Annotated in this window: 23 protein-coding genes; 9 read left to right on the top strand and 14 right to left on the bottom strand. The window is 45.5% G+C overall.

Annotated elements, in window-relative coordinates; genetic code table 11:
• The first annotated feature begins 91 nt into the window (after positions 1–91).
• A complete protein-coding gene (gene xni / locus BEL05_RS12935) occupies positions 92–862 on the top strand; it encodes a flap endonuclease Xni (RefSeq protein WP_028763317.1) in 771 nt (256 codons plus the stop codon).
• Positions 863–995: 133 nt separating this feature from the next.
• Positions 996–1,382, top strand: coding sequence for a DUF3192 domain-containing protein (locus BEL05_RS12930; RefSeq protein ID WP_069671394.1), 387 nt, complete (start codon positions 996–998; stop codon positions 1,380–1,382).
• A gap of 37 nt (positions 1,383–1,419) precedes the next feature.
• Here BEL05_RS12930 and BEL05_RS12925 read toward each other — a convergent pair whose 3' ends face one another.
• Together BEL05_RS12925 and BEL05_RS12920 are read right to left on the bottom strand one after the other, a co-directional pair.
• Positions 1,420–1,887 carry a methyltransferase family protein gene (locus BEL05_RS12925; protein WP_028763315.1) on the bottom strand — a complete coding sequence of 156 codons (468 nt, stop codon included), beginning with the start codon at positions 1,885–1,887 and terminating at the stop codon, positions 1,420–1,422.
• 113 nt (positions 1,888–2,000) lie between these two features.
• Entirely contained in the window at positions 2,001–4,784 is a 2,784-nt protein-coding gene (locus BEL05_RS12920) for a S9 family peptidase (RefSeq protein WP_069671393.1), read from the bottom strand.
• 280 nt (positions 4,785–5,064) lie between these two features.
• Between BEL05_RS12920 and BEL05_RS12915 the strand changes: the two genes are divergently transcribed.
• A complete protein-coding gene (locus tag BEL05_RS12915; RefSeq protein WP_028763313.1) occupies positions 5,065–6,072 on the top strand; it encodes an isocitrate dehydrogenase in 1,008 nt (335 codons plus the stop codon).
• 88 nt (positions 6,073–6,160) lie between these two features.
• Here the strand turns inward: BEL05_RS12915 and rlmM are convergent, their stop codons facing one another.
• The 4 genes from rlmM to BEL05_RS12895 all read right to left on the bottom strand — a co-directional run bounded on the left by rlmM (position 6,161) and on the right by BEL05_RS12895 (position 9,326).
• Positions 6,161–7,243, bottom strand: coding sequence for a 23S rRNA (cytidine(2498)-2'-O)-methyltransferase RlmM (gene rlmM / locus BEL05_RS12910; RefSeq protein ID WP_028763312.1), 1,083 nt, complete (start codon positions 7,241–7,243; stop codon positions 6,161–6,163).
• A gap of 79 nt (positions 7,244–7,322) precedes the next feature.
• Positions 7,323–7,712 (bottom strand): DUF423 domain-containing protein, encoded by a 390-nt coding sequence (locus tag BEL05_RS12905; RefSeq protein WP_069671392.1) that lies wholly within the window; start codon positions 7,710–7,712, stop codon positions 7,323–7,325.
• Positions 7,705–8,415, bottom strand: a complete 711-nt coding sequence (locus tag BEL05_RS12900; RefSeq protein ID WP_069671391.1) for an alpha/beta fold hydrolase — start codon at positions 8,413–8,415, stop codon at positions 7,705–7,707. The genes BEL05_RS12905 and BEL05_RS12900 overlap by 8 nt, the downstream gene beginning before the upstream one ends.
• On the bottom strand, positions 8,415–9,326 hold the full coding sequence (locus BEL05_RS12895) for a transcriptional regulator GcvA (protein WP_028763309.1): 912 nt from the start codon (positions 9,324–9,326) through the stop codon (positions 8,415–8,417). The genes BEL05_RS12900 and BEL05_RS12895 overlap by 1 nt, the downstream gene beginning before the upstream one ends.
• A 182-nt stretch (positions 9,327–9,508) precedes the next feature.
• Between BEL05_RS12895 and BEL05_RS12890 the strand changes: the two genes are divergently transcribed.
• On the top strand, positions 9,509–9,733 hold the full coding sequence (locus BEL05_RS12890; protein WP_028763308.1) for a hypothetical protein: 225 nt from the start codon (positions 9,509–9,511) through the stop codon (positions 9,731–9,733).
• Between the two features lie 348 nt (positions 9,734–10,081).
• Here the strand turns inward: BEL05_RS12890 and thiI are convergent, their stop codons facing one another.
• From thiI to pomA, 3 genes are all read right to left on the bottom strand, one after another.
• The gene (gene thiI, locus BEL05_RS12885; protein WP_028763307.1) at positions 10,082–11,536 is read right to left on the bottom strand and encodes a tRNA uracil 4-sulfurtransferase ThiI; all 1,455 of its coding nucleotides are present in this window, start codon (positions 11,534–11,536) and stop codon (positions 10,082–10,084) included.
• Positions 11,537–11,700: 164 nt separating this feature from the next.
• On the bottom strand, positions 11,701–12,645 hold the full coding sequence (locus BEL05_RS12880; protein WP_069671390.1) for a flagellar motor protein MotB: 945 nt from the start codon (positions 12,643–12,645) through the stop codon (positions 11,701–11,703).
• A gap of 4 nt (positions 12,646–12,649) precedes the next feature.
• Positions 12,650–13,417: a flagellar motor protein PomA gene (gene pomA / locus BEL05_RS12875; RefSeq protein WP_028763305.1), complete on the bottom strand. Its 768-nt coding sequence runs from the start codon at positions 13,415–13,417 to the stop codon at positions 12,650–12,652.
• Positions 13,418–13,798: 381 nt separating this feature from the next.
• Here pomA and xseB point away from each other — a divergent pair, with 381 nt between their 5' ends.
• Genes xseB through dxs form a run of 3 tightly spaced genes read left to right on the top strand, consistent with a single transcriptional unit; the run spans position 13,799 to position 16,811 of the window.
• A complete protein-coding gene (gene xseB / locus BEL05_RS12870) occupies positions 13,799–14,038 on the top strand; it encodes an exodeoxyribonuclease VII small subunit (protein ID WP_028763304.1) in 240 nt (79 codons plus the stop codon).
• The gene (gene ispA, locus BEL05_RS12865) at positions 14,039–14,920 is read left to right on the top strand and encodes a (2E,6E)-farnesyl diphosphate synthase (RefSeq protein WP_028763303.1); all 882 of its coding nucleotides are present in this window, start codon (positions 14,039–14,041) and stop codon (positions 14,918–14,920) included.
• A 22-nt stretch (positions 14,921–14,942) separates the two neighbouring features.
• Complete coding sequence (dxs, locus tag BEL05_RS12860; RefSeq protein WP_069671389.1) at positions 14,943–16,811, top strand: 1-deoxy-D-xylulose-5-phosphate synthase; 1,869 nt, start codon at positions 14,943–14,945, stop codon at positions 16,809–16,811.
• A gap of 81 nt (positions 16,812–16,892) precedes the next feature.
• Here the strand turns inward: dxs and grpE are convergent, their stop codons facing one another.
• Positions 16,893–17,510 (bottom strand): nucleotide exchange factor GrpE, encoded by a 618-nt coding sequence (gene grpE, locus BEL05_RS12855; protein WP_028763301.1) that lies wholly within the window; start codon positions 17,508–17,510, stop codon positions 16,893–16,895.
• Positions 17,511–17,610: 100 nt separating this feature from the next.
• On the opposite strand from grpE, the gene nadK reads away from it, so the two are divergent.
• A complete protein-coding gene (nadK, locus tag BEL05_RS12850; RefSeq protein WP_028763300.1) occupies positions 17,611–18,489 on the top strand; it encodes an NAD(+) kinase in 879 nt (292 codons plus the stop codon).
• Between the two features lie 89 nt (positions 18,490–18,578).
• Here nadK and BEL05_RS12845 read toward each other — a convergent pair whose 3' ends face one another.
• The 3 genes from BEL05_RS12845 to BEL05_RS12835 form a co-directional block, all read right to left on the bottom strand.
• Complete coding sequence (locus BEL05_RS12845; RefSeq protein WP_028763299.1) at positions 18,579–19,652, bottom strand: TonB family protein; 1,074 nt, start codon at positions 19,650–19,652, stop codon at positions 18,579–18,581.
• 140 nt (positions 19,653–19,792) lie between these two features.
• The gene (locus BEL05_RS12840; RefSeq protein WP_069671388.1) at positions 19,793–21,133 is read right to left on the bottom strand and encodes an MATE family efflux transporter; all 1,341 of its coding nucleotides are present in this window, start codon (positions 21,131–21,133) and stop codon (positions 19,793–19,795) included.
• Positions 21,134–21,179: 46 nt separating this feature from the next.
• Positions 21,180–22,253, bottom strand: coding sequence for a CobW family GTP-binding protein (locus BEL05_RS12835; RefSeq protein ID WP_028763297.1), 1,074 nt, complete (start codon positions 22,251–22,253; stop codon positions 21,180–21,182).
• A gap of 336 nt (positions 22,254–22,589) precedes the next feature.
• Between BEL05_RS12835 and BEL05_RS12830 the strand changes: the two genes are divergently transcribed.
• Positions 22,590–23,807, top strand: coding sequence for an endonuclease/exonuclease/phosphatase family protein (locus BEL05_RS12830; protein ID WP_028763296.1), 1,218 nt, complete (start codon positions 22,590–22,592; stop codon positions 23,805–23,807).
• Between the two features lie 67 nt (positions 23,808–23,874).
• Here the strand turns inward: BEL05_RS12830 and BEL05_RS12825 are convergent, their stop codons facing one another.
• Positions 23,875–25,140: a DEAD/DEAH box helicase gene (locus BEL05_RS12825; protein WP_069671387.1), complete on the bottom strand. Its 1,266-nt coding sequence runs from the start codon at positions 25,138–25,140 to the stop codon at positions 23,875–23,877.
• Positions 25,141–25,260 lie beyond the last annotated feature (120 nt).

The following is a 25,260-nucleotide window of genomic DNA, read 5'->3' as shown; positions in this document are numbered from 1 at the left end:
GCCCCCTTTACAAGCAGCGTCAAATTGAAAAACCAAGCAGCGCGGAGTAGCCGCTCGCTAGCCATAACCATAAGAGAACTGATTCGTAGCTATGAACACCTTGTTAATTATCGATGGACTTAATTTAGTTAGGCGTATACATGCCGCTCAGCCCAACGAAAATGATGTAAACGGTTTAGCGGAGCGCGTCGGTTCAGCATGCCGTAAGCTACTTAAACATCATCAACCCTCCCACGTTGCGATTGTGTGGGACGGCGATGCTATCTCTTGGCGAAAACAGCTCTTTGCCGACTATAAAAAAGGCCGTAAACCTATGCCTGATGCATTGGCAAAAGAGCTGCCTAACATCAAAGTCTATTTAGCAAGCCAAGGGGTAAACTCTATCGATGCACAATCTGAAGCGGATGATGTTATTGCAACCTTAGCCACCAAGATAAAGGATGCTCAGGGTAGAGCGATCATCGTTTCAACCGACAAAGGCTTTATCCCACTTTGTGGTCGCTCTATTAGCCAGTGGGATCACTTCAACCAAATAGAACTCAATGTGAAAGACAGAGAGCAAAAACTAGGGGTTGAACAAAGTCAGTTCATTGATTTTATGGCCTTGGCGGGAGATAGCGGTAATAAGATCCCAGGGGTGCCGGGTATTGGCCCCAAATCAGCGGCGGAACTGCTCAAAACCTTTAGAACCTTAGCCAATATCTACTCGTCTTTGGATAAAATAGGTACTAAACAAGCCAAAAAGCTCGAAGAGGGCAAACCCATGGCGCGCCTGAGCTACAAGTTAGTGCAATTGCAAACAGATATGCCACTCAATACTAATCTAGCCCAGTTCAGAACACAGCAATCTCAAGCGACGTAAACATAAAGTTACTTTTTCTTTTTTAACTAAAGGGCGCAAAGGGTATCTTCCCATTTTCATCTGTTTTATATTGTGAAGATTATGTTGCCACGTGACTATGTGTCATCAATTGTCAGAAGGACCGCTTAGAACAATGAAATCGAAAGTTCCCGTCATTATCGGCTCAATATTTGCCGCTTACTTAGCTTTTGTTGCAGTAGTGGTATTGGTATACGAACCAACGCCAGATGATATGGATTGGGAAGACAGACAAAGTTATAACAACGCCAAATTGACTGAACTCTCTCTGGGACAGCCTATCTCAGAGGTGGAACTCCTACTGGGGAAAGCAGACTTCTCTGAAGCAAAAGCCAGCAGCACTGAAACACTAAAAGTATTGTTTTACCGTACTCACCATAATAAATCTGATGGTGAAACCACACGCGATGAGTGCACCCCTTTGCTCTTTAAAGATGACAAGCTCGTCGCTTGGGGACAAGACACCTATCAGCAGTACCTCTCAGCAAACATAGGTGGTTAGGCCCTTATCATTAATGGCAGACACCACATGTCTGCCATTAAAGCCAACGCCGCACTCGCCTGATATAGTCACCATAGTCATCGGGAAACTTAGCCAATAAATACTCTTCCTCAGCCCTAATCGCAAACCAATACACCCCAAACAATGCAGGCAGAGTGCTTAGCAGTAGCCAAATAGAGCCGATATAAAAACCTAAACCTATAGGAAAACAGCAGAAGGCGAGATAGATAGGGTTACGGGAATAACGATAATAGCCATTGGTGATGATAAAGGTCGTCGGTTTCCAAGGCTCTATTGCCGTTTGCTGGCGTTTAAACAGTACCAACAACTGCAGCAACACCCAAAATCCCACTAATATCAGAGCTATTGATGCCACCTTGAGCCAAAGTGGCGAGACAAAATGCCATGGAAGATACCGGTCGACTGCCCAAGCTAATGCGATGCACAATATGAATATCAGCGGCGGTGGCACCCTGACCTTAGCCCCTTTGGTATCTTCATTCATCACTCACCTCCTTGATAAACAAAAGCCGAACGTTATCGCTCGGCTTTGAAAGTGTTAGGCAATATTACCGATAGTATTATCAGTAATCGCCTAAGCAAGATATCTCTTCGCTACTAATCTTCTTTCTTGTACTCAGTATAGGCTTCGCCTTGCGTTAGCCAACTTGGCGCAGGTTTACCTTTTAAATAGTGGTCAAAGTAGTCCATCATGCGCAAGCTATAATCGACCTTATTAGGGTATTTTTTAAGATGATGTGGTTCATCTTCATATTGTAAAAACACCACATCTTTACCCGCTCTGCGCATCGCTAGATATAGCTCTATCCCTTGCTCCCAAGGCACCGCGTCATCTTTATCACCAAACATAATCATCATTGGTGTCTGAATACGCTCAACATAAAAGATGGGCGAATTTTCAATATATTTTTGTGGCGCGCTAAACAGACTCTCGCCAATACGACTTTGCCCCGTTTCATATTGAAACTGTCGCGCAAGACCACTGCCATGGCGTATACCGCTATATGCACTGGTCATGTTAGATACCGGAGCTCCCGTTACCGCAGCCTTAAAGATATGGGTTTGAGTGACCGCAAAAGCAGTTTGATAGCCGCCCCACGAGTGCCCTTGAATACCCACCGCATCGGGATCGGCAATCCCCATATCGATAAGCTTTTGCACGCCAGAGGTTAGCGCTTGCACCGACGTTGCACCAGGGTAACCCACTTCAAAACGAATATCTGGGAGGAAAATGGCATAGCCATTATCCGCATACCAAGCAAAATTTGGACGATGGTTCAGTTTCATCTGCGGAAATGCATGTAGACGATCGCTCATAAAGCGGTAGAAATAAACCAGCACAGGATAACGTTCACCCGCTTTATAATTGGTTGGTTTAATCAGCACGCCATCGAGTGGTTTGCCATCGCCGTTTGTCCAATGAACCAACTCTGCATCGCCCCAATCTAAGCCACGTTTTTGCGCATCTAAATCAGTTTGGCGCAGGGCTTTTTGTGGTGCATCCAGCTTGGCACTGTAGAGGTCTGGATAAAGGTCATAGCGCTCTTTAGAAAAAAGGAACTTATCGCTCTCTTCTGCTCTAACTAACGACTTAAGCTTATAATCCCCTTCCATCAGCGTCTTAACGCCTGACACTCCGACTTGAGCCTGATAGAAACCATCCCCTTTGCTCTTTTCATTGTAGCCATGCAACAACAGGTTTTGGTCATTGCTCACCCAGGTCGCTTTGTCTTTGTGCTCAGCGAGGCCAGTCACTCGGAATTGGATCTGCTGTTTACGGCCCTGAGATGCGGTAATGCGGAACGCGTTAAATGAGTCGGTATTAAACTGCCAGATATCATATTTGTCATAGGCTAAGATAGCCGAACCATCTTCTAGCCATGGGCCAAACCCGTAACTAGGCGCTGTCGACGGATAATCATGATCTTCATCGGCAAAGGGCGTCTTAAAGTCCTTAGTCAGCTTAATACGCGTATCTTGAGCTATCTGGTAAAGATAGATATCTCCTTGCTGGTAGTAGGCGACAAAGCGTTCGTTGGGTGACAGGGTTGGCTTCTCACCACTAGGCTGTTGCACTAAAAATGGAATTTTTCGTCCAGTATTGATATCAATTAGGTAGTAGTCGCGGTAGAACCCCGCCCAAGTGATCATTTTCAAGTAGGGCACATCACTACTGGCTAGGACAAAACGTTGCTGTTGCTGCACCTCTACATCTGGCACTTCAAGGTCGGCCAACTGCACTACTTGGCGGCTGTTTAGGTGTAATACCGCTAAGTAAGTGCGCTTAAGCTCCTTGTTGTACTGTTTAATCTCATTGGGTTTAATCCGTGGATCATCGCCATGCCAGACACGTAACTGCCGCTGTCCAGTGATTACCGTTTCGTCAAACAGATCGGCTTGGCTGCTGACCTTAGGTAATGACAGTTGTTGGCTAACTTGCGGTACACGACCGAAAAATAACCGCTGACTATCATCAGAGAAATTGAGCTCAGTATAGCGATTAAGGGTCCAATCCTCTGACGCCTGTGTTTTATTTAATGTTTGTTTGCCCAAATCATAAAGCGCTAATCGGTACTCTCGGCCGTAAGGGGCATCAGCGACAGCACCATAGGTGTATGCTACATATTGACCATCTTCGCTAACAGATACGGCGCCTATCTGCTGATCGATATAACCTTGAATTACCGACGAGCTATTGTCTGCAAGCTTGTGTAACAGGATCTGGTGCGCCTTGGCACTCACATCATTTTTAGCCACAACGGCATAAGCACCACGCTTATCAAAATGGTAGGCAGTTACCTGTTCGAATGTTTCACTGCTGTTGTTCGCAAGAGAAATAATAACTAAGGTACGTCCCTTGTCATATTTATCGACGTTAGGCTCGTCACTCTCTGTCGCCTTGTCTTTGTCTTTACTTTTAGCCTCATCCGCTTCATACCAAATCGCTAAATGAGTGCCTGCTTGGTTGAATGCAAACGACTCCACCCTTTCATAACGCGTTTCATTGCCCGTTTGGGTATCGAGAAGCACCAAACCTGATTTGAACTTTTTACGCGCCTTGTCACTGGCCTTTTCATATTCAAATAGCGGCGTATCAAGCTTAAACGCGACAAAACGCCCATCGCGACTGATTTGTGGTTTACTCGCACCACTCACGCTAAATGATTTATCTGCATCCAGCTTTTTCACCAAACCATGACTGTCGCCCCTATCGGGCGCAACTTCAACGGCAAAGGTATTGCCAAGTGCTGAAATCACAGGCTTATCAAGTGATTCAAACTTCATTATTGCGTTAGGGGTAACATCTGCCGCCAACACAGAGGCTGAAAAGAGGCTGGCACAGAGTAATGTAAGGGATGCTGTAGTGGGTAATGACTTCAAGGTCTTCCTCGTTTTAATTATTTTATTAACCGATTCTGCGGGAGTTATTAGACTAAAGTAGACTTTTTTAACGCTTAAGGATCAATCATCGTCATTAGCCTCTATTAATGCAAGTTACCCTACACAAAAAAACGTGAGATTGCTCACTATTTCCTGTGAAATGTGCGTAAAAGAAGTTAAAATGTAGCAGACAACATTCTAAAAAATTCATAGTCATAAAACCGTGTCTTGCGACATGGTCAGACAATAGCAGTAACGACCAACCGTGGAAGGACTCTCCATGTCAAAAAGAACAATTACCGTGATCCCGGGTGATGGGATTGGACCTAGCATTATCGATTCAGCGATAAAAATCCTAGATAAAGCAGGATGCGATTTCGAATACGAGTTTGCCGATGCCGGTTTAACTGCGCTAGAGAAACAAGGTGAACTTCTACCACAGCGCACCTTAGATCTAATTGAAAAAAACAGCATTACCCTAAAAGGTCCATTAACCACACCTGTTGGTGAAGGTTTTACCTCTATCAACGTGACCTTACGTAAGAAGTTCAGCCTGTACGCCAATGTGCGCCCAGTGCTTTCTTTCGCCGGGACTCAAGCACGTTACGACAACATCGACATCATCACTGTACGTGAAAACACTGAAGGGATGTATTCAGGGTTAGGCCAAACTATCTCTGATGATGGCGCGACCGCTGAAGCTACCAGTATCATTACTCGCCAAGGTGCTGAGCAGATCACCACATTTGCCTACGAGCTAGCGCGTAAAGAGGGCCGTAAGAAGGTCACTATCGTACATAAAGCAAACATCATGAAATCGACGTCAGGTCTATTCCTGAAAGTCGCCCGTGAAGTTAGCCTACGTTACCCAGACATCACAACTGAAGAGATGATTGTCGATGCAACGTGCATGAAGTTAGTGATGAACCCAGAAAACTTCGATGTCATCGTGACAACTAACCTATTTGGCGACATTCTGTCAGATCTTTGTGCAGGTCTTGTCGGTGGTTTAGGTATGGCACCGGGTGCTAACATTGGTAAGAATGCCGCAATCTTCGAAGCCGTACATGGCAGCGCCCCTGATATTGCAGGTAAAAACCTTGCGAACCCAACTTCTGTGATTTTGGCATCAATTCAGATGCTGGAATACCTAGGTATGTCAGACAAGGCTGAAGCTATCCGTAGCGCAGTCTCAGCAGTTATTGCTGAAGGCGATCGCACCACTCGTGACCTAGGTGGTACTCATGGCACGACTGATTTCACTCAAGCAGTGATTGAACGTCTGTAATTATTCGCGCTATTTAGTATAAGTAGAGCGAGTAACAAAAAAGCCCCGCATAACCTGTTATGCGGGGCTTTTTTAACGTTAAGACAGACTAAAACCCAACACTTGGGCGCAACCACAGGTGTACAGTAACTTCGTCGCGATCATGATAAAGATGCTTACAGGAAAGCTGAAACTCCTCGATACCATTCTCTTTCAAAATGGTTCTCATGGTGTCCAAAATAGTCGATACCTCTTTATAGCGACTCTTCATCGGTAGCTTGAGGTTGAATATCGCCTCTTTAAACCAGCCATTGATTGCCCAAGCTTCGACAAGCTCTGCAACCCGTGAAGGCTTTTCAACCATGTCGCACACCAACCAATAAATATTCTTGCGTGGCGGTTCAAATCTAAAACCGTCAGCTTGGTAATGCTTAACTTGTCCCGTATCCATCAAGCCTTGATCCATAGGGCCATTATCAACTGCCGCAACAAACATACCACGACGAACCAATTGATAAGTCCAACCACCAGGACACGCTCCTAAATCCACTGAATTCATACCGCTGCGCAGGCGCTGCTCATGGGATTCTTTGGGAATAAAATGAATAAAGGCTTCATCTAGTTTTAAGGTTGAACGACTGGGTGCATCAGCTGCCATTTTGAGTCGCGGAATGCCCATATAGTAAGGCGAGCTATTATTACTTAGAGAATACCCAACATAAGCGGTACCCGAACCGACAAAACAGACATGGATAATTGGGCGCTTAGGGTTTTCTTTCTCTAATAAGCTACCGCTGCGTTTAAGGGCTTGACGCAGCGGCACTGTAAACTTGCGACAGAAATTAGAAAGCTCCTTGGCTTCATTAGTATCTGGGGTTTCAACCCTTAGCTCACCCGCTTTGCTCACCTTAGCGAGCGCCTCAACTATCGGGCTTACTCGGTCGTTTTCAGGTAATGATGTTAACAGCTCATTTGCCGCAAACATCTGACGTGTAAAGATTAGTGAGTCTAGTGCGAGCTTTTGATTTAAGATGTCGGCATCGCCAGCTTGAAAGCACTGAAAGATCACATAGCCATCATTTCGATTGGTCTTTACAAACCCGCCAATATCTAGCTCAGCCGCACGCTGTTGTATCTCAGCGGCGCACTCTTTCTCGTAGCCAGCGCGGCAATATAAAAATAGATTTATCATCAGAAATTCCTGAAAAAAATGGCGACCAATTAATTGGCCGCCATTCTACACTGTCTAACAGACTAATACGATATGGGGCTTAGTCATCAAGCTCGACAACACGATTACGCCACACTGCGACCGCAATAAATAACCACCCAAGCAGAAAACAGACACCACCGAGCGGGGTGATTGGGCCAATCCACTTGGTCCCTAACAACGCATATAAGTATAAAGACCCTGAAAACAAGATGATGCCGACTATAAATAGATAGCCCGCCCAATCAATCAACCTTGACTGTAGCCAGTGGCCACTGAAGGCAACGGCAATTAGGGCGAAAGTATGATAGAACTGATATTCGACCCCTAAATTAAATATTGCGATCATCTCTGGTGTCGCAATATGCTTTAACCCATGTGAACCAAAGGCCCCCAACGCTACTGCCATAAAACCACTTAACGCAGCCAATAAAAGAAACCCTTTACGCATCTAGCCCCCGAATGAATTTAACACTATATGATATCGCTTGGTTTAGATTAGCCGCTTGTGTTGTGCCTGACGACTTTCTTGGTACAAAACTATGATCGCCATCAGGTAGCCAAGCCAGTTTAACAAGACGTTGGTCTAACCAAGATTCAACCTCCCCTTTACCACCAAACTTATCTCGCTCACCCTGAATCACCAGCAAGGGGGCTTGGCACGCCTGTATTGGTTCGAGACGTGGCTCTCCACCTTTTGGCGGCACAAAGGGGTAACCTAAACAGATCACTCCATCAACAAGGGAATGCTCCGCGACGATAGCAGCCATGCGTCCCCCCATCGACTTACCCATTAACACAAGCCGTTTGGGTTTTAAGCGTTCACGTATTGCTGCAATATGGAGATTGAAATCGGTAACAAGTTTTGGTGCTCTATCTGGAGGACGCCGTTTCCCATCGAACGCATTGGCTCGCATATACGGAAAATTAAAGCGGGCAACCGCCATTCCTTCATGGGCAAGCCCTTGAGCCATATCAGTCATAAAAGGATGAAGCATATTCGCCCCAGCCCCATGAGCGAACACAATCAAGGTCTCACTCCCCAGCGCGCCATCTTGAGTCAGATCACCCTCAAGCAATATTTCACTGGGCAACAGCTGTTGCGTCTCGAAAGGCTCACGAAATAAAATTTTATCCACAGTCAAATTACCCATTACCCAGGAAGAAGCTCGCTACGCGACTCCTCCTCAAACATATCCAACATCCACTGACGAAACGCGGCAATCTTACCCACATCGGCGTGATTTTGCTGACAAACGAGATAGTAGGCATCCTTACTTACTAACACTTCAGGAAATGGGCACACTAATCGTCCAGCTTTGATATCTGGACGCGCGAGCACGCTGTACCCTAAGGCTACCCCTTGGCCATGCGCTGCTGCCTGTAGCACTAATGATGAATGACTAAAAATCGGTCCTTGGTTCACATTAATATCATTAATCCCACATTGTCTAAACCAAGCCTGCCAATCATGACGACTAGAATCATGTAACAGCGTATGATTTTTCAGATCTGCAGGCTTTTCTAACGGCTTAGGTCCATTAAGTAACATGGGCGAGCAAACGGGAATAAGTACTTCATTACGCAATTTATCTGCGCGCACTCCAGGCCAGTTACCCATGCCATAATAGATAGCGACATCGACATCGTCTGTGAGCGAGCTCACTTCATCATCAACCGCCTTAATTCGCACATCAATATCTGGATTGTTCTCGCTAAAATTTGCAAGGCGTGGAACTAGCCATTGAATCGCAAAACTGGGGGAAGTACAGACGGTAAGCGAACCAATGGCACTTCGGGCAAGTAAACGGTCTGTTGCATCGGCAAGTTGCACAAAAATATCTTTTATATCTAAAAAATACCCCTGGCCCTCTTCCGTTAGGAGTAATGAACGGTTTTTACGTCGAAACAATTTTAGCCCTAAAAACTCTTCTAATGCCTTAATCTGATGACTAACAGCAGCTTGCGTAACAAATAGCTCTTCTGCAGCACGAGTAAAGCTCAAATGCCTAGCGGCAGCCTCAAATGCCTTGACCGCATTAAGAGGAGGTAATCGTCTGGACATAGTGATCCTTATCTCATTTTTCGATTAGTTTTTCTAATCGTCATTGTTACATTTTATCGTTTGTAAAGGAAAGTGTTTTTGGTCAAAATTCGCCCCAACAAAATGATTAAAGTTAGACAGCCTCTACGACGTAATTGGGGAGTGTCTGACCCCCCAATATATGCCGCCCGGAGGCGACCACTATGATTAACTTTAAAACTGTTTTTGCCATCGCACTTCTCTCAGCTTCTACCGCTGCGACTGCCGATGAAATAGTTATCGATACAACTGACTTACATGCATCAATCAGCGCACAACTTGCTGAAGGCCTAGTACAGATGCAACAAGACCTTAATGAAGATCTTAACGCTGTATTAGTCGCTCAAGAAGATGAAGCAACCAAGGTGACGGTTCAACGCGCAGAATAAACTTATCTGCTTGCCCAACGCCTAGTTGTCTATAAGCCGCACTGATTTTGATGCGGCTTTTTTTGTGCCTCATTTTTGTTTCTCGCAGCAACGGTATTGCCCTTTATGCCCAGCAGGGTAAATCCAGTAACATAAACCAAAGCTTCGCAGTGGGGATAAACTTGTCATATCAACAAGTGGCGACCTAGTAGGCTCAAGCCTCTACAGCCTCATGCCTAGACCATGCCTAGACCTTAATTTCCACTAACCCCGATGCATCCCAATAAAGCATCCATATCCTGAAATAGGTGCTTAAGGACTAAAAACAAAAAAGCCGCCCAAAGGCGGCTTAATAAACACAGGTTTTGACTAAGGACGGTAAACTTTCACGTTGTGATAGCCCTGCTCTTGCAGATAAAGGGCCTGTAGCTTACTCATAACGCCTCTGTCACAATACAATAGGTATGTCTTAGCCTTATCGAGATCGGCGAACTGAGTCGCTAACTTAAAGAATGGGATGGTCTTAATCTCTATACCATCAATTGCCAGTGGGCTCTGTTCTTCCTCTTCAGGCGCACGAATATCGACGATAACCTCACCACCACTGACGACATCAACGGTTTCGGTTTCGGTTATTTTAGTATCCATACTGGTAGCTATTTCTCTAATATCAATCACTTCTGCCGCCTCGATAACACGATCGAGTAAGTCTTCTGAAAACTTTGTTTCTTCCGCTTCAATCTTAGACAACACGGCTTTAACCGTTGGTTTTTGTGAAATGACGCCGCAATATTCAGGGATAGATTTTGCAAAATCTTCAGTGCCAATCTTACGACTAATATTAATGATATCTTGCTTATCCATCACGATCAGCGGACGTAAAATCAAGGTGTCTGTACAACGGTCAATCACGTTTAGATTGGTCAACGTTTGGCTCGAAACCTGCCCCATTGCCTCGCCAGTTACCAAGGCTTGTATTCCCATTTTAGCCGCCACGCGAGATGCAGCCCGCATCATCATACGTTTAAGGATGACGCCCATTTGACCATTATCAATCTTCTCTAAGATCTCTGTCACAACGGGATCAAACGGCACTGAGACAAATTTAACCTTGTGAGACTCACCATATTTTTGCCATAGGTGATAAGCCACTTGCTTCACCCCAATCTCATGTTGATCGCCACCAAGATTAAAAAAGCAGTAATGGGTACGTGAGCCACGCTTAATAAACTGATAGCTAGATACACCTGAATCGAAACCACCAGAGATAAGTGATAACACATCCTCTTGGGTCGCCATTGGGAAGCCTCCCAAACCATCGATACGCTTCTCGACCAAATAGAGGTTTTCTCTATCTATCTCTAGGTTAACCGTCATATCAGGATTTTTTAATCGAACACCTGTAGCATCAGTAAACTGGTTTAAACCACCGCCCACATAACGCTCAACTTCAATAGAATTAAAATCGTGTTTACCACTGCGCTTCACCCGCACACAGAAGGTCTTACCCGCCAACTCATCTTTATACAGGGCTAAGGTTTGTTGATAGATATCATCCACAGACTCAAACGTGCTCTCTTTGACCTGCAGCACATGGGCAATACCAGGTATACAGGCTAAGCGTTCAGCATAAACCGCCACCATCTCAGGCTTACCAGCGGGAACCTTAACCATGATTTTATCCCATTGACGCTGTACGGTGGCCTCTTCATCGACCTTGCGCAGCACGTTACGGATATTGGTTTCAAGCATCTTGGTAAAACGCATTCTTACCGGTTTGCTTTTCATCATGATTTCAGGAAACAGTTTTACGATAAATTTCATGGGAGTTCCGAGGAGGTAAAATTTTAAACAGCAATTTAGCCATTATATCAAGTAAGCCGCATTAATGCCTATTAAGGCTGCTGAAAAGATAGATTAAATCGCAGCTAGACAAAAAATAAGCCCTAAAAGGGCTTATTGATTATTGAGATGGGTCACAACAGTGATTATTGCCCGACCAATATCTCATCAGACTCTTTTGCCTTGCCTTGCTCAATGGCGATTTCCACACGGCGATTACGCGCACGGCTGTTGGCAGAATCATTGCCAACTAACGGTGCCGAGTTAGCCATACCCACCACTTTCATTCGTTGCTGATCAAACCCCTTAACACGAATAAGCTCATGGGCGACGGCAACAGCACGCTTGCTAGACAGGTCCCAGTTAGAGCTATAGAGCTCATTGCTAATATTCATATCATCAGTATGGCCCGATACCGTTACTATACCCGGTACATCTTTAAGCAGTTCGCCGACACGGCGCACAACCGGTTTAAACCTAGGTTGCAAGAAGCCAGACCCCGATGCAAAAGCGCCCTTTTCACGAATGCGGATAATGATTTGCTGACCTAAGGACTCAATCTCAATGGCGCCATCGACGATCTCTTTATTGAGCTCTTGCGCCATTTTCTTCACCTGATCGTTAATCTGATCTTGCGCAGCCGCTTGAGCTTGCTGTGACTGTGATTGCGCTTCAGCCTCTGCTTGTTCTTGAGAAGTTGAGGACGCCTCACCACCACGCTGCTCACCACGTTGTTGCTGAACACCACCAGCACTGTCATCTTCACCGGCTTGCACTTCAATCGTCGGCTCAGTCATCTCATTGGTTTGCTGATTAATGATCTCAATAGGCGTTGGCTCAGGCTTGCCCGGTCTAAATTCAAGCGCAATCACTGAGGTACCTTTGGGAATATCTTTGACTTCAACTTTATTCTGCACACCAAAAGCATACTTCATTGAGCCAGCGATCTGTTTAAACTTCATCACGTCCATTTCAGAGAACGCCAAAAGCAATACGAAGAAACACATCAGCAGCGACATGAGATCGGCAAAGGTCGCCAACCACATTGGCGCTCCCGCAGGTGGACAATCGCACTTCTGCTTTTTAGGCATCTGGCTATTCCCCGTCCGTTGTATCTATTTGACGCTGCTTTTCAGAGAGATAATTTTTAAGGAACCCTTCAATGACACGTGGGTTTTGACCATCTTGAATTGCCAATACAGCATCCATAATCAAATTACGGTTGAGCATCTCTTCACCCATACGTAATGCCAGCTTATCGGCAATAGGAATGGCGATCATGTTAGCTATAATTGCCCCATACAAGGTGGTTAACAAGGCCACCGCCATCGCAGGGCCAATAGACTTGGGGTCATCCATGTTGGAGAGCATCGCCACCAAACCAATAAGCGTACCAATCATCCCCATTGCCGGGGCGACATCACCCAAGGCTTTAAATATACCGACACCCGTTTTATGACGCTCTTCGGTCAAGGCGATATCTTTTTCCAATGCTTCACGTACCACATCGCCATCGTGTCCATCCACCAACATATCGACCGCTTTTTGCATAAAACTATTGGTGATCTCAGCCTCTTCCAGGGCTAAGAAGCCACCTTTACGCGCCGCATCCGCCATGGTGACAGACTGCTCAATCAACTCTTCGGGTTTATCAATCTTAAACATAAACGCTTTAGCAGCAATTTTAACCGCACCTAAAAATTGCTTTAGGTTGTACTTCATCATCACCACAAACAGAGAACCGATCATTACGATGAGCACTGAGGGCACGTCGATAAAAATCGCGATACCACCACTACTGACCATAGCTCCAATAATAAAACCAAACGCGCCGATTAGGCCTATCAGGGTCGCTAAATCCACAACTGTTCCTCATGTTTAGTATTTGGCTGTTTCTAAAACCGAGCGGTTTCAATCAGCGCGGTCAATGTCTCTGCACCTAAAAAATTTTCCTAACAGCATGGAAAGGCGGAGGCACTTGTGCATTCTTTTGTCATAAAAGTCTCCCATCGGCACATTATTCATCTAACTGCCAGGTCCACTTTAGGATATAATATCAGGCAAAATTGAGTATTGTTCTAATTCAATTATCGGACAGCTTACACGCAAGTTTAGCTACAAATTCAATTTTTTATAAAAAAACCTCCTTAAAGCGTGCTATTGCACAAATATCCGACACCATGATTTGACCCTTAGGGTTCACTGATATACTTTGTGTGTCGCTAATTTCTTGGGAAAATTGTCGTGGCTAAAAAACCTGAAAACCTCTCATTTGAAGAGTCGCTATCTGAGCTAGAACGTATTGTTTCCGATCTCGAACAGGGAGATGTCTCGCTCGATGATGCGCTGAAGCAGTTTGAACGTGGTATTAATTTAGTCCGCAATAGTCAAAATAAGCTGGCAGCTGCCCAACAGAAAGTATCGATACTGACTCAAGAGCACGATCAACAAACCTTGACCCCCTATCTTGCCGAGGGCGAATAATTGCTAGCTGATGCGATAACACTCTACCAGCAGCGAGTTGATAAACTCCTGCGCCACTACATCTCATCTCAAGACGACACAGAGCCTAAATTGAAGGCTGCAATGCAACATGGAGCATTGATTGGTGGTAAGCGTATTAGACCATTTTTAGTCTACGCCGTCGGTGATATGCTCAATGTCCCCCTAGAGCGCTTAGATGCCTGCGCGGCCGCAATTGAGTGCATTCATGCCTACTCGCTGATTCACGACGATCTTCCTGCAATGGATGACGACGCTTTACGCCGCGGACAACCGACAGTGCATATTGCCTTTGATGAAGCCACAGCCATTCTTGCCGGTGACGCATTACAAACCTTGGCTTTTGAAATCATCAGCCAGCCAATGGCTCAACTGAGCCCTAAGCAACAACTGGCAATGGTAGCCGCATTAGCTAAAGCGTCGGGTTATCAAGGGATGTGCGGTGGCCAGTCAATGGATCTCAACGCTACTGACAAACAGATAGATTTAACGACGCTTAAACAGTTACATAGATTAAAAACCGGGGCACTGATCCGCTGCGCAGTGGCATTAGCTATAATTGCCGCAGACATCACAGATAATGAACAAGATCTCTTGTTAGAGTTCGCAGATGCTGTCGGTCTAGCTTTTCAAGTTCAAGATGACGTACTCGATATTATCGCCAGTACTGAAGAGCTTGGGAAACCCCAAGGCTCCGATTGCGAATCGAACAAAAGTACTTACCCGAAATTATTAGGTTTATCAGGGGCGCAGGCGACTGCAGAAAGTTTGATTAACGACGCCCTATCAGCGCTGGCTAAATTACCATACAATAGCCAGTTAATTGCCGAATTCGCCCGTTTTATCATTGAGCGAAGAGTATAATAAAGAGACAAAGAATCTCGCTATGAGTTTGGATATTACGAAATACCCTGTGCTAGCACAGGCCAATACACCCGATGAGCTTAGACAGCTGCCACAAGGTGTATTACCAAAACTTGCTGATGAACTTAGAAGTTACCTACTCAAATCTGTGGGTATTTCGAGCGGCCACTTTGCGTCTGGACTCGGTACAGTCGAATTAACCGTTGCACTTCATTACGTCTATAACACACCATTTGATCGCCTGATCTGGGATGTAGGGCACCAAGCCTATCCCCATAAAATCTTGACGGGTCGTCGCGACAGGATGCATACCATCAGGCAGAAGGGGGGAATACACCCTTTCCCTTGGCGTGAAGAGAGCGAATATGACACTTTCAGTGTCGGACATTCAGGTACGTCAGTTAGTGCTGCCTTAGCGATGGCTGTGGCCGCGGAAAAAGAGCAAGCGGGCCGCAAAGTTGTTGCCGTGATCGGTGATGGTGCCATGACTGGCGGCATGGTGTTTGAAGCCATGAACCATGCCGGCGATCTGCACAACGATATGTTAGTTGTCCTCAATGATAATGAGATGTCGATTTCTGAAAATGTTGGGGCGCTAAATAACCATTTAGCTCAACTGATGTCTGGACGTTTCTATACCACTATCCGTGAAAACAGCAAAAAAGTGCTAGAAGGAATGCCTGTCATCAAAGAGATGGCTAAGCGAACAGAAGAACACCTTAAAGGTATGGTTGTGCCGGGCACTATGTTTGAAGAGCTTGGCTTTAACTATATCGGCCCAATCGATGGCCATGATGTCGACGCGTTAGTTGAAACCATGCGAAACATGCGTAACCTTTCTGGACCGCAGATTCTGCACATCATGACCAAAAAGGGACGTGGCTATGAACCCGCAGAGAAAGATCCTATCGGATGGCATGCGGTGCCAAAATTTGACCCATCCACTTTTGAAAAACCTGCCGCTAAACCCGCAGACCCAACCTTCTCTCAGGTGTTTGGGCGCTGGCTTTGCGATATGGCTGACAAAGATGAAAAAGTCTTAGGGATCACTCCTGCTATGCGTGAAGGTTCTGGTATGGTTGAGTTTTCTCAACGTTTCCCTAGCCAGTACTTTGATGCCGCCATTGCCGAACAGCATGCGGTAACCTTAGCCGCAGGCTTCGCCTGTGAAGGATATAAGCCAGTTGTCGCCATCTATTCGACCTTCTTGCAACGTGGTTATGATCAACTGATCCATGATGTCGCCTTGCAAAAACTGCCCGTTATTTTCGCCATTGACCGTGGTGGCATCGTCGGTGCTGATGGTCCCACCCATCAAGGCGCGTTTGATTTGAGCTTTATGCGCACTGTGCCGAACATGGTAATTATGGCGCCTTCCGATGAAAACGAGTGTCGTCAGATGCTTTATACTGGCTACTGCTACAATGATGGTCCAACAGCGATTCGTTACCCCAGAGGGAGTGCGACTGGCGAACATCAAGTGGAGGCGATGACGGCGTTACCTATCGGTAAAGGCCTCATTAAACGCCAAGGCACTAAAGTCGCGATTCTTAACTTTGGTACCACATTGGCCGCCGCTTCTCATGCAGCAGAAGCCCTTGATGCGACCTTAGCCGATATGCGCTTTGTTAAACCACTTGATGCTGAGTTAGTTCAGCAACTAGCAAGCAGCCATGACCTACTTGTCACAGTAGAAGAGAACGCCATTATGGGTGGTGCGGGATCTGGTGTACTCGAACTGCTACAAACCCTTAAACTGCCTAAAGCCGTGTTAAACATCGGCTTGCCAGATGAGTTTATTAAACATGGTGACTCCAACGAGATTTTGGCTGAGCTACAACTCGATGGCCCCGGCATTTTAAACCAAATTGAGCACTACCTTAACGGGTAAAATCGCGACAATAAAAAAGGCCTCTTTAGAGGCCTTTTTTATTGTCTATTACTTTGATTAAATCATGTCTATCTGTAAAGATTAGGCTTGTGTATCGACCGATGCACCGCCTTGAGACACCATCACCATCGCTGGGCGTAAGAGGCGGTCATTCAGCAGATAACCTTTCTGCATCACCATCATCACAGTGTTAGCTGGAAAGTCTGCACTTGGCTGCATACCAATCGCTTGGTGATGCTCTGGATCAAATGCTTCGCCTTGTGGATTGATTTGAGACAGACCAAATTTCTCCACGGCACTGGTGAAACTCTTCAGTGTTAACTCAACACCTTCAAAAATGGCTTTGGTGTTTTCATCTTCACTGTTAGTTCCCGACAACGCTCGTTCCAAGTTATCGATCACAGGCAGTAGTTCATTCGCAAACTTTTCTAAGGCGAACTTATGCGCTTTTTCCACATCCATAGCGGCGCGGCGGCGAACATTATCCACCTCTGCTGCAGCACGTATCACGGAATCTTTTTGCTCTTCAACTTTAGCCTCTGCAGCAGCTAAAGCTTGCTCCAGCTCTTCTACCCTGAAATTAGCTTGGGTAAGCTCATCCATCAAACTGGCTTCATCTTCTACCACCTCGGTATCGACTTGCGCTTCTAAAGTTTCATCAATTTGCGGTTCTTGTGCTTTGCTTGATTCGTTGCTCATTGTTACTCCAGCTAAAAATGCTTTGTTTCTGCATGCTCTGGGCATATTATGGGGATCAAATTCGAGGTTTCAAGCCCTAAGGCATGGATCAGACACAAATATGAGCAAAGCGTTTCACACAATTGGCTTAATTGGTAAACCCAATCATGCTGGGACCCATAAAACCTTAAAGCGTCTTCATCATTGGTTGATCATGCAAGACTATGACGTCTATGTAGAAGAACGTGTGGCGACCGATATTGGTCCGCAGGCCAAGTCCGTTGATTTACTGCAAATTGGTGAATACTGTGATTTGGCCATTGTCGTTGGTGGCGACGGCAATATGCTCGGTGCCGCGCGTGTACTCGCTCGGTTCGACATTGGTGTCATTGGTGTTAACCGCGGAAACTTAGGCTTCTTAACCGACTTACCCCCAGATACGTTTGAAGAAGCCCTCGGCAAAGTGCTTCAAGGCGACTATGAAACTGAGCATAGATTCTTACTGGAATCTGAAGTCCATCGACATGGTGTACTCAAATCATGCAATACCGCGGTGAATGAGGCGGTACTTCATCCAGGTAAAATTGCTCATATGATTGAGTTTGAAGTCTATATTGACGACAAGTTCATGTATAGCCAGCGCGCCGATGGCATGATTGTCTCTACCCCAACAGGCTCGACCGCTTATTCACTCTCGGCTGGGGGGGCAATTTTAACCCCTAATCTCGAAGCGTTAATTTTAGTACCAATGTTTCCACACACCCTGTCATGTCGTCCAATTGTGGTCGACGCATGTAGCATTATTAAACTTGTGGTGTCACCGGATAACGGTGACAGCCTAGAGGTGAGTTGTGATGGCCATGTGACACTACCTGTGCTACCTGGCGATGAGATCATCGTAAAGCGCAGCGGTGAGCGCTTAAGGCTTATCCACCCAAAAGGTTACAATTACTTCCATGTGCTGCGAAACAAACTCGGATGGGGCAGTAAGCTGTTCTAATATCAATGAGTAAAATAAATAAAAAGCCCCGATTAATATCGGGGCTTTTTATTTACAACGATTCTAATTAAGCAATTATTTTCAATCAATTAAGGACTAAGGCTGTACTCCAGTTGTACGGTCGCTTCAGCGGCTACCGGCTGACCATCAACAAACTTAGGAGCATAACGCCAGCGTTTGATCGCCTTTAAAGACTCTTTGGTAAATAACTTACCGCCTTCAGAAGCAATCACAACAGGATCTTTCACAAACCCTTGTTCATCCACCGTAAAGCTCATCTGCGTCCAGCCCTCTTTACCATCACGTGCATAAGAGATGGGGTAGCGCGGTGCTAACCTAAACAGCGGGGCCTGATTCTGTGTCTCTGACCACGGTTTCATACTGCCTATTGCAATACAGTGCTGAGTCGAGCTGTCGCTATCGCCTTTCTTTTCATAAAGTTCGATTAAACGCGCATGAGCAGCCAATTTATAGGGGTGACTGTAATCAAGCACCGCAAATTGCTTCACGACCTCCTCAAGATATTCAATTGCCAAACTGGTTTTACTTTCTGCCGCCTTGACCATGCCAACATAAAAGGTCGCTTTTAAACGCGCCACGGCATCTTCAGGTAGTTCGGTTTGATATATCTCCAGCGCGTCAATGGCGTAATCTCGCACATCACGCGTGTAATAGGCCGTCGATGCCAGCTTATTAAAAGCCAGCATCTGCACCTCAGCAAGCAATAAAGGCTTGTTTGCATCCTCTGCAATATCAATCGCTTGTTCAAATAACTGCTTCGTTTCTTTAGACAGCTCGACAGTGTCTGCCGCACCGATTAATGGATCAATCAGCTCTATTGCATCTTTGCCAAACCGCTGCCGATACGTAGCAATGACCGAGTTAAAGTGGTCATACGCAAGTGTATTTTCATTATTATCTTGCAACGCGGTCGCCCAATTAAGTTCTAAATGAGCGACATCGATACTATTGGCTTCAAAATAACTTTTACCCAATAGGTATGCTTGCTCTGCATATTTTACCGCTGCTGCACTGTCTTGCTGCTCAATAGCAGCTTGATAAGCGCTATAGGCTTCACTGAAGGGCGAAGCGGTAATCGGTGGAGAGAGTGTCAGAAGGCCGCACAGTATCACTGCACTGATATATGAATTTTTTCCAATCATACAAATATCCTTATTTGTGATCATAGGTTTATGACCGCTACCCTTTATTTAGCGATTGATTCCATAACAGTCATCAGGTGGAAATGGCTTTGTTACCATATAATAATGGCTAATGTGGACTATCCTAACAGCATTAGCGGCTAACTTAAACGCTTGGCAAGCTTGTTCAAGGTTACCAGCATCCAAAGGGCTAACAATAAGCTGCAACAAGCCAGCGAAATCCATACGCCAGTGACCCCAAATAGCCAAGCAAATAGGTAGATCACCACGGCGATAAGAAGCAGTTTAGAGCCCGTTAATATCGACGCTTCCCGAGGACAATTAATTGCCTGAAAAAAAGCGGCGCCAATTAACAGCAGCCCTTCCATAGGTAGCCCCCAAAAATAGAGCCTCATCCCCTCGATAGCCACTGGGGTCAATTGCGCATTATCACCCGCAAAAATATAGACCAAATATTCAGGCACGATATAGATAAACAACAGCCCAATCGCTGCGGTCACTAAGGTCATAATGACGGCAATCTTAAAGGTCTTAAACACTCTATCAAATCTATTTGCACCAGCATTAAAACTGAAGATGGGTTGGGTACCAAAGGCAATCCCCTCAAAAACTAAGTAAAACAATGCCTCGGTATAACTAACCACGCCATAAGCCGCCACATGTATCGGTCCACCAACCCATAGAAATGCCATGTTATGCAATGTTAAGACAATGGATAAATAGAGGTTCATCAGGAAGCTAGGAAAACCAACTTTTACAATATTAAGGCAGTGATCCCAAGTTAACTTCATCTGCTCAACATTGATACGCAGACGAGTCTTATCACTGAAAAAGTGCTGTAAGCAGAGTAATCCCGTCACTGCTTGCGAGATCATCGTGGCGATTGATGCCCCCACTAAGCCATAGGGAAAGACCACAATCAGTAACCAGTCGAGCACCGCATTGAGACAACCACCCAAAATCAATACATAGGTTACAAAACCTGGGCGACCATCATTACGCAGCAGAGCGGTAAAAGCGATAGAGATGATAGGGAAAAACCCCAAGGCAAAATACCAGAAAAGGTAGTCTGTTGCGCTACTTAACACCTCTCCCTCAGCACCAAGTAACACCAGTATATCGTCGGCTAACAGAGTACCTACCGTGGCAAAAAAGAGACCAGCTACAATGCATAAGGTAAACGTATTACCCAATATTTTTCGGGCTCGTTCTACGTCATTACGCCCCAAATTAATGGACACTAACGACGCGCCGCCCATCCCTAGCAGTGCACCGACAGCATACAAAACGGCACCTATAGGGTAAGCGAGCATCATGCCAGCTAAGCCAACCTCACCTAAATAATGCCCAACAAACATGCCATCAATCGCAACGTATATCCCAGTCACTAACATAGATAAAATCGTCGGAATGGTATAACGCCAAACTAACTTGGGGATAGGGTCTGTAGCCAGCGATTGATCATTTTCAGCAAGGTGCATAGAAGCTAATATATTTAATAGGTGAAAGTTTAATGCCGCGAAGATATCAAATACTTAAACGTTTAGATAGCGCTAGTAGCTGTGATTCTATCGCTTCAATTTCGATAGGTGTGGCAGCAATGATTTCAAGGCGAGAGTCCATACTGTCCTCAAGCTCTGCCACACTCAATTCACCATCAACACAGTTAATCCCAGCTATCCCCTCATCACAAATCAACACAGCTTTAAGACGCAAATAAGATTGGGACTTGACCCAATGAAAAACCAATTCAAAATCAAATTCATAACTGCAATCAAATATCCAGCCACAGCTATAGACGTTGTCGTGTTGATTACCGCTGTGATAGATCCCATTAGCCCCCATTGTCACAGGTTCACTCCGTGCTTCAAAAATGGAGGCGTTACCCATCATCTCTTGCGGCATTGCCAGTCGACTGGATGCTGTTCGTGGCTTAGACGCTAATCGTCCAGCCATTGTCTTCACATTTAGAAATTGCGCAGTTAACTCGTCATAGAGCTCACGGGTATCAATAAAGGAGTCGGCCCCAGCCAGCAAGGTCACCGGCCATACAGGCGTCGTTAACGTTTTCTCTCGTAAAAATTGCGCCAACTGCTCACGCTGATCGTCATTGGCTAAGTCGCTTTTACTGGCGATGATCAAATCGGCAATCTCAATTTGCTGATTAAAGGTCTCATGGTCTCGATAACGCTCATCATTACTCTTGCGAGCATCCACCAAACAAAGTGTCGATTGTAGTGCAATAACTTGCTCAAAATGGGGTTGGCGTAACACCTCAACAATGGCTTTAGGGTGACCAAGTCCAGTTGGCTCAATGAGTAGCCGATCTGGTTTCGCTTTAGCAATCAACTGGGTGACGGCCACCTGAGTGGGTACGCCAGCGGCGCAACACAAACATCCACCCGCCACCTCTTTGATTTGCACACCACTCTCTTGATTATCCATCAAGCTGGCATCAATACCGATTTCGCCAAACTCATTAACCAATACCGCCCACACTTCATTTTCAGGTTTATGCTCGAGTAAGTACTTAATAAACGTTGTTTTACCAACCCCAAGAAAACCAGTAATGATAGTAGTTGGTATAGGTTTTAGTATCATTAAATACTCCAGAGGTAGCCAAGTAGATTAAAGTAGAAGCACGACAGTGTAGGCCGCAAAAAAATGAAAGCAACTAAATGATTGGCGACAGTTGCGCTTTGCGCACCATCAACCCAACATAAAGCCGATTATATTGAAACGACAGCTAAGCCCCAGAATGGCAACATACTGTTAACATAGGTAAATTTATCTGAAAAACGGCAAAAAGTGCACAACAAGTAACCAACCAGATAAAAACAAGCGCTACTTCATAGTTATCCTGTAGCACTCTATTTACACTCTGCATTGGCGTCAAGATAGGCGTCAACAACATACTAATAATTGATGGGTCAAAATATGAAACTACTAAAAACCGCTGCGGCGATTGCCGTGTCAGTCGCACTGCTTGCTGGCTGTAATTCATCGGACGATAACAATACTCAAAGCGAAACTGTGCGCTTTGCAACCTATAACATCTCATTTGATCGCACCGAAGCGGGCAAGATATATGAAGAGTTAGCCGCAGGCGAAAGCCAGCAGATAAAGCACATTGCCGAAGTGCTACAACGCACACGTCCTGACGTGGTATTTTTAACTGAATTCGATCACGACGGCGTCGGTTTAAACGATCAAGGTGTTAAAGACTTTAATAGCAAATTCTTAGGCCAATCTCAAAATGGCGCTGAGCCAATTGACTACCCCTATTACTATCTTGCGCCGACAAATACAGGCTTATTGGCATCAAAAGATCTCGATGGCAACGGCATCATTGCCCTGCCTAACGATGCTTACGGTTTCGGCTTTTATCATGGCCAATATGCCTTTGTAGTGATGTCTAAATATCCTTTAGACACCGACAATATCCGTAGCTTCCAAAAATTCCTCTGGAAAGATATGCCAAATGCGGCGTTGCCGACGACAGAGTCTGGCGACAGCTATTACAGTGAAGAGGCGTTATCAGATTTCAGGCTCTCGTCTAAAAACCATATTGATGTCCCCGTGAAGATTGGTGAGCATACTGTCCACCTTTTAGGTATGCATCCAACACCGCCAGTATTTGATGGCCCAGAAGATAGAAATGGTAAACGTAACCACGATGAGATCCGCTTGTTCTCAGATTACATCAGTGATGATGTTACCCAAGCCTACTATCTCATTGATGACAAAGGCACTAAGGGCGGCTTAGGCATCGATGCCTCCTTTATCATTGCCGGAGATTTTAATGCCGACCCTGTCGATGGTGACTCTTACCAATATGCTATTCGTCAACTATTAAACCATAGCCGAGTGTCTCAGGAAGTCGCTGTTGGCAACTATATTCCGCAGAGTAAAGGTGCGGCCGAATATCAAACCGATAAACCTTACGTTGGGAATCCAGGTGACTGGACACAACTCTATCCACTGCGCTTAGACTATGTACTGCCATCAAACAACCTTGATGTCGTCGATAGCGGCGTATATTGGGAAGAAAAAGATAGCCCACAGCGTTATCTTTTTGAAAATGAAGCGGGCGAGCAAGGTAAGAGCGTCTCTTCTGATCACCGTTTAGTCTGGGTCGACATTAAACTCGACTAACTTAAGGCCAAAAAAAGCCCCGCAAATTACCGCGGGGCTTTTTTATCAATAGGAGTTTTGTTGTCAGTTAACGTGAAGATTTATTCGCACGACGACTAGCATAACTATTGGTCGGCTTCTTACCTGATGATTTTTTACGTTTATACTGCACCTTAGGCTTAGCGGATGAGTCAACCTGTAACTCTCGGTATCTCGCAGGCAATGGCGCACCTAATTCATAACCAGGCTCAATATGACGTGGCAACACTTCGCCAATTAACCCTTCAATCTCTTTGAGCATTTTCTCATCATTTAACGCCACAAAAGAGATGGCATGACCTGTGTTACCCGCACGCCCTGTGCGACCAATACGATGAACATAATCTTCTGCGGCAAAAGGCAATTCTAAGTTAACCACCAAAGGTAATGCCGCGATATCTAACCCGCGAGCTGCGACATCTGTAGCGACCATTACCCGCAATTCACCAGCTTTAAACTGCTCTAATGCACGATTGCGGGCGCCCTGAGTTTTATCGCCATGGAATACCGCATTGTTAATGCCATCAAGTTTAAGCTCTTTGTGCAGAGCTTCAGCGCTCTCTTTGGTGCTCACAAAAACCAACACTTGCTGCCAATTATTACGCCCAATCAACTCAGCTAACAGCTCTGCCTTACGACGCTTATCAACACTATAGACCTCTTGCCTAACCAGATCGGCAGTAGTGCTTTGTGCCACATTGATCCACTCAGGAGTCTGCAACATCTTGGTCGCTAGGGCTTTAATACCAGAACTAAATGTGGCAGAAAATAGCTGTGTAGAATGGTGCGCAGCAACTAAAGTTTTCACTCTTTCGATATCTTTTACAAAGCCAAGATCTAGCATCCTATCAGCTTCATCGACAATCAATTGATTGACATCGGCAAGCTCAAGTCCATGCTGGCCAATCAGATCAAACAGTCTCCCAGGAGTGGCCACAAGAATGTCCACACCTTGATTTATTGCCTTACGTTGTGGGTTTATATTTGCTCCGCCATAAACCGCAACACTCGATAGCCCAGTCTCGCGACTATAGCGACTAATGCTCTCCCCTACCTGTATTGCAAGCTCTCTAGTGGGTGTGAGCACTAACACATTAAGTTGTCCCATATTGCGTGACGTGTTCATGAGTCGATGTAACATAGGAAAGGTATAAGCAGCAGTTTTCCCAGTACCCGTTTCAGCGCACACCATAATGTCACGCCCCTCAATAGCCACTGGAATCACTTTTGATTGCACTTGAGTCAGCTGCGTATACCCACAATGTTGGGCCGCAGTTAACAACTGAGGATGAAGGCTAAGCGAATCGAAGGTCATAGTGCACTCGTGGGTTAATAACTAAGGGGTTCAAAAAGTGAGCGCGGAGTCTAACAAAAACCCCGAGGGAAGGATATCGACATAGGCCATAAAACCGTCACCAAGGCACAAATTTATTGT

Source organism: Shewanella colwelliana (assembly GCF_001735525.1).
Lineage (GTDB): Bacteria > Pseudomonadota > Gammaproteobacteria > Enterobacterales > Shewanellaceae > Shewanella > Shewanella colwelliana.
Note: the sequence above shows the minus strand (reverse complement) of the source record. Positions and strands in the feature narration are given on the sequence as shown.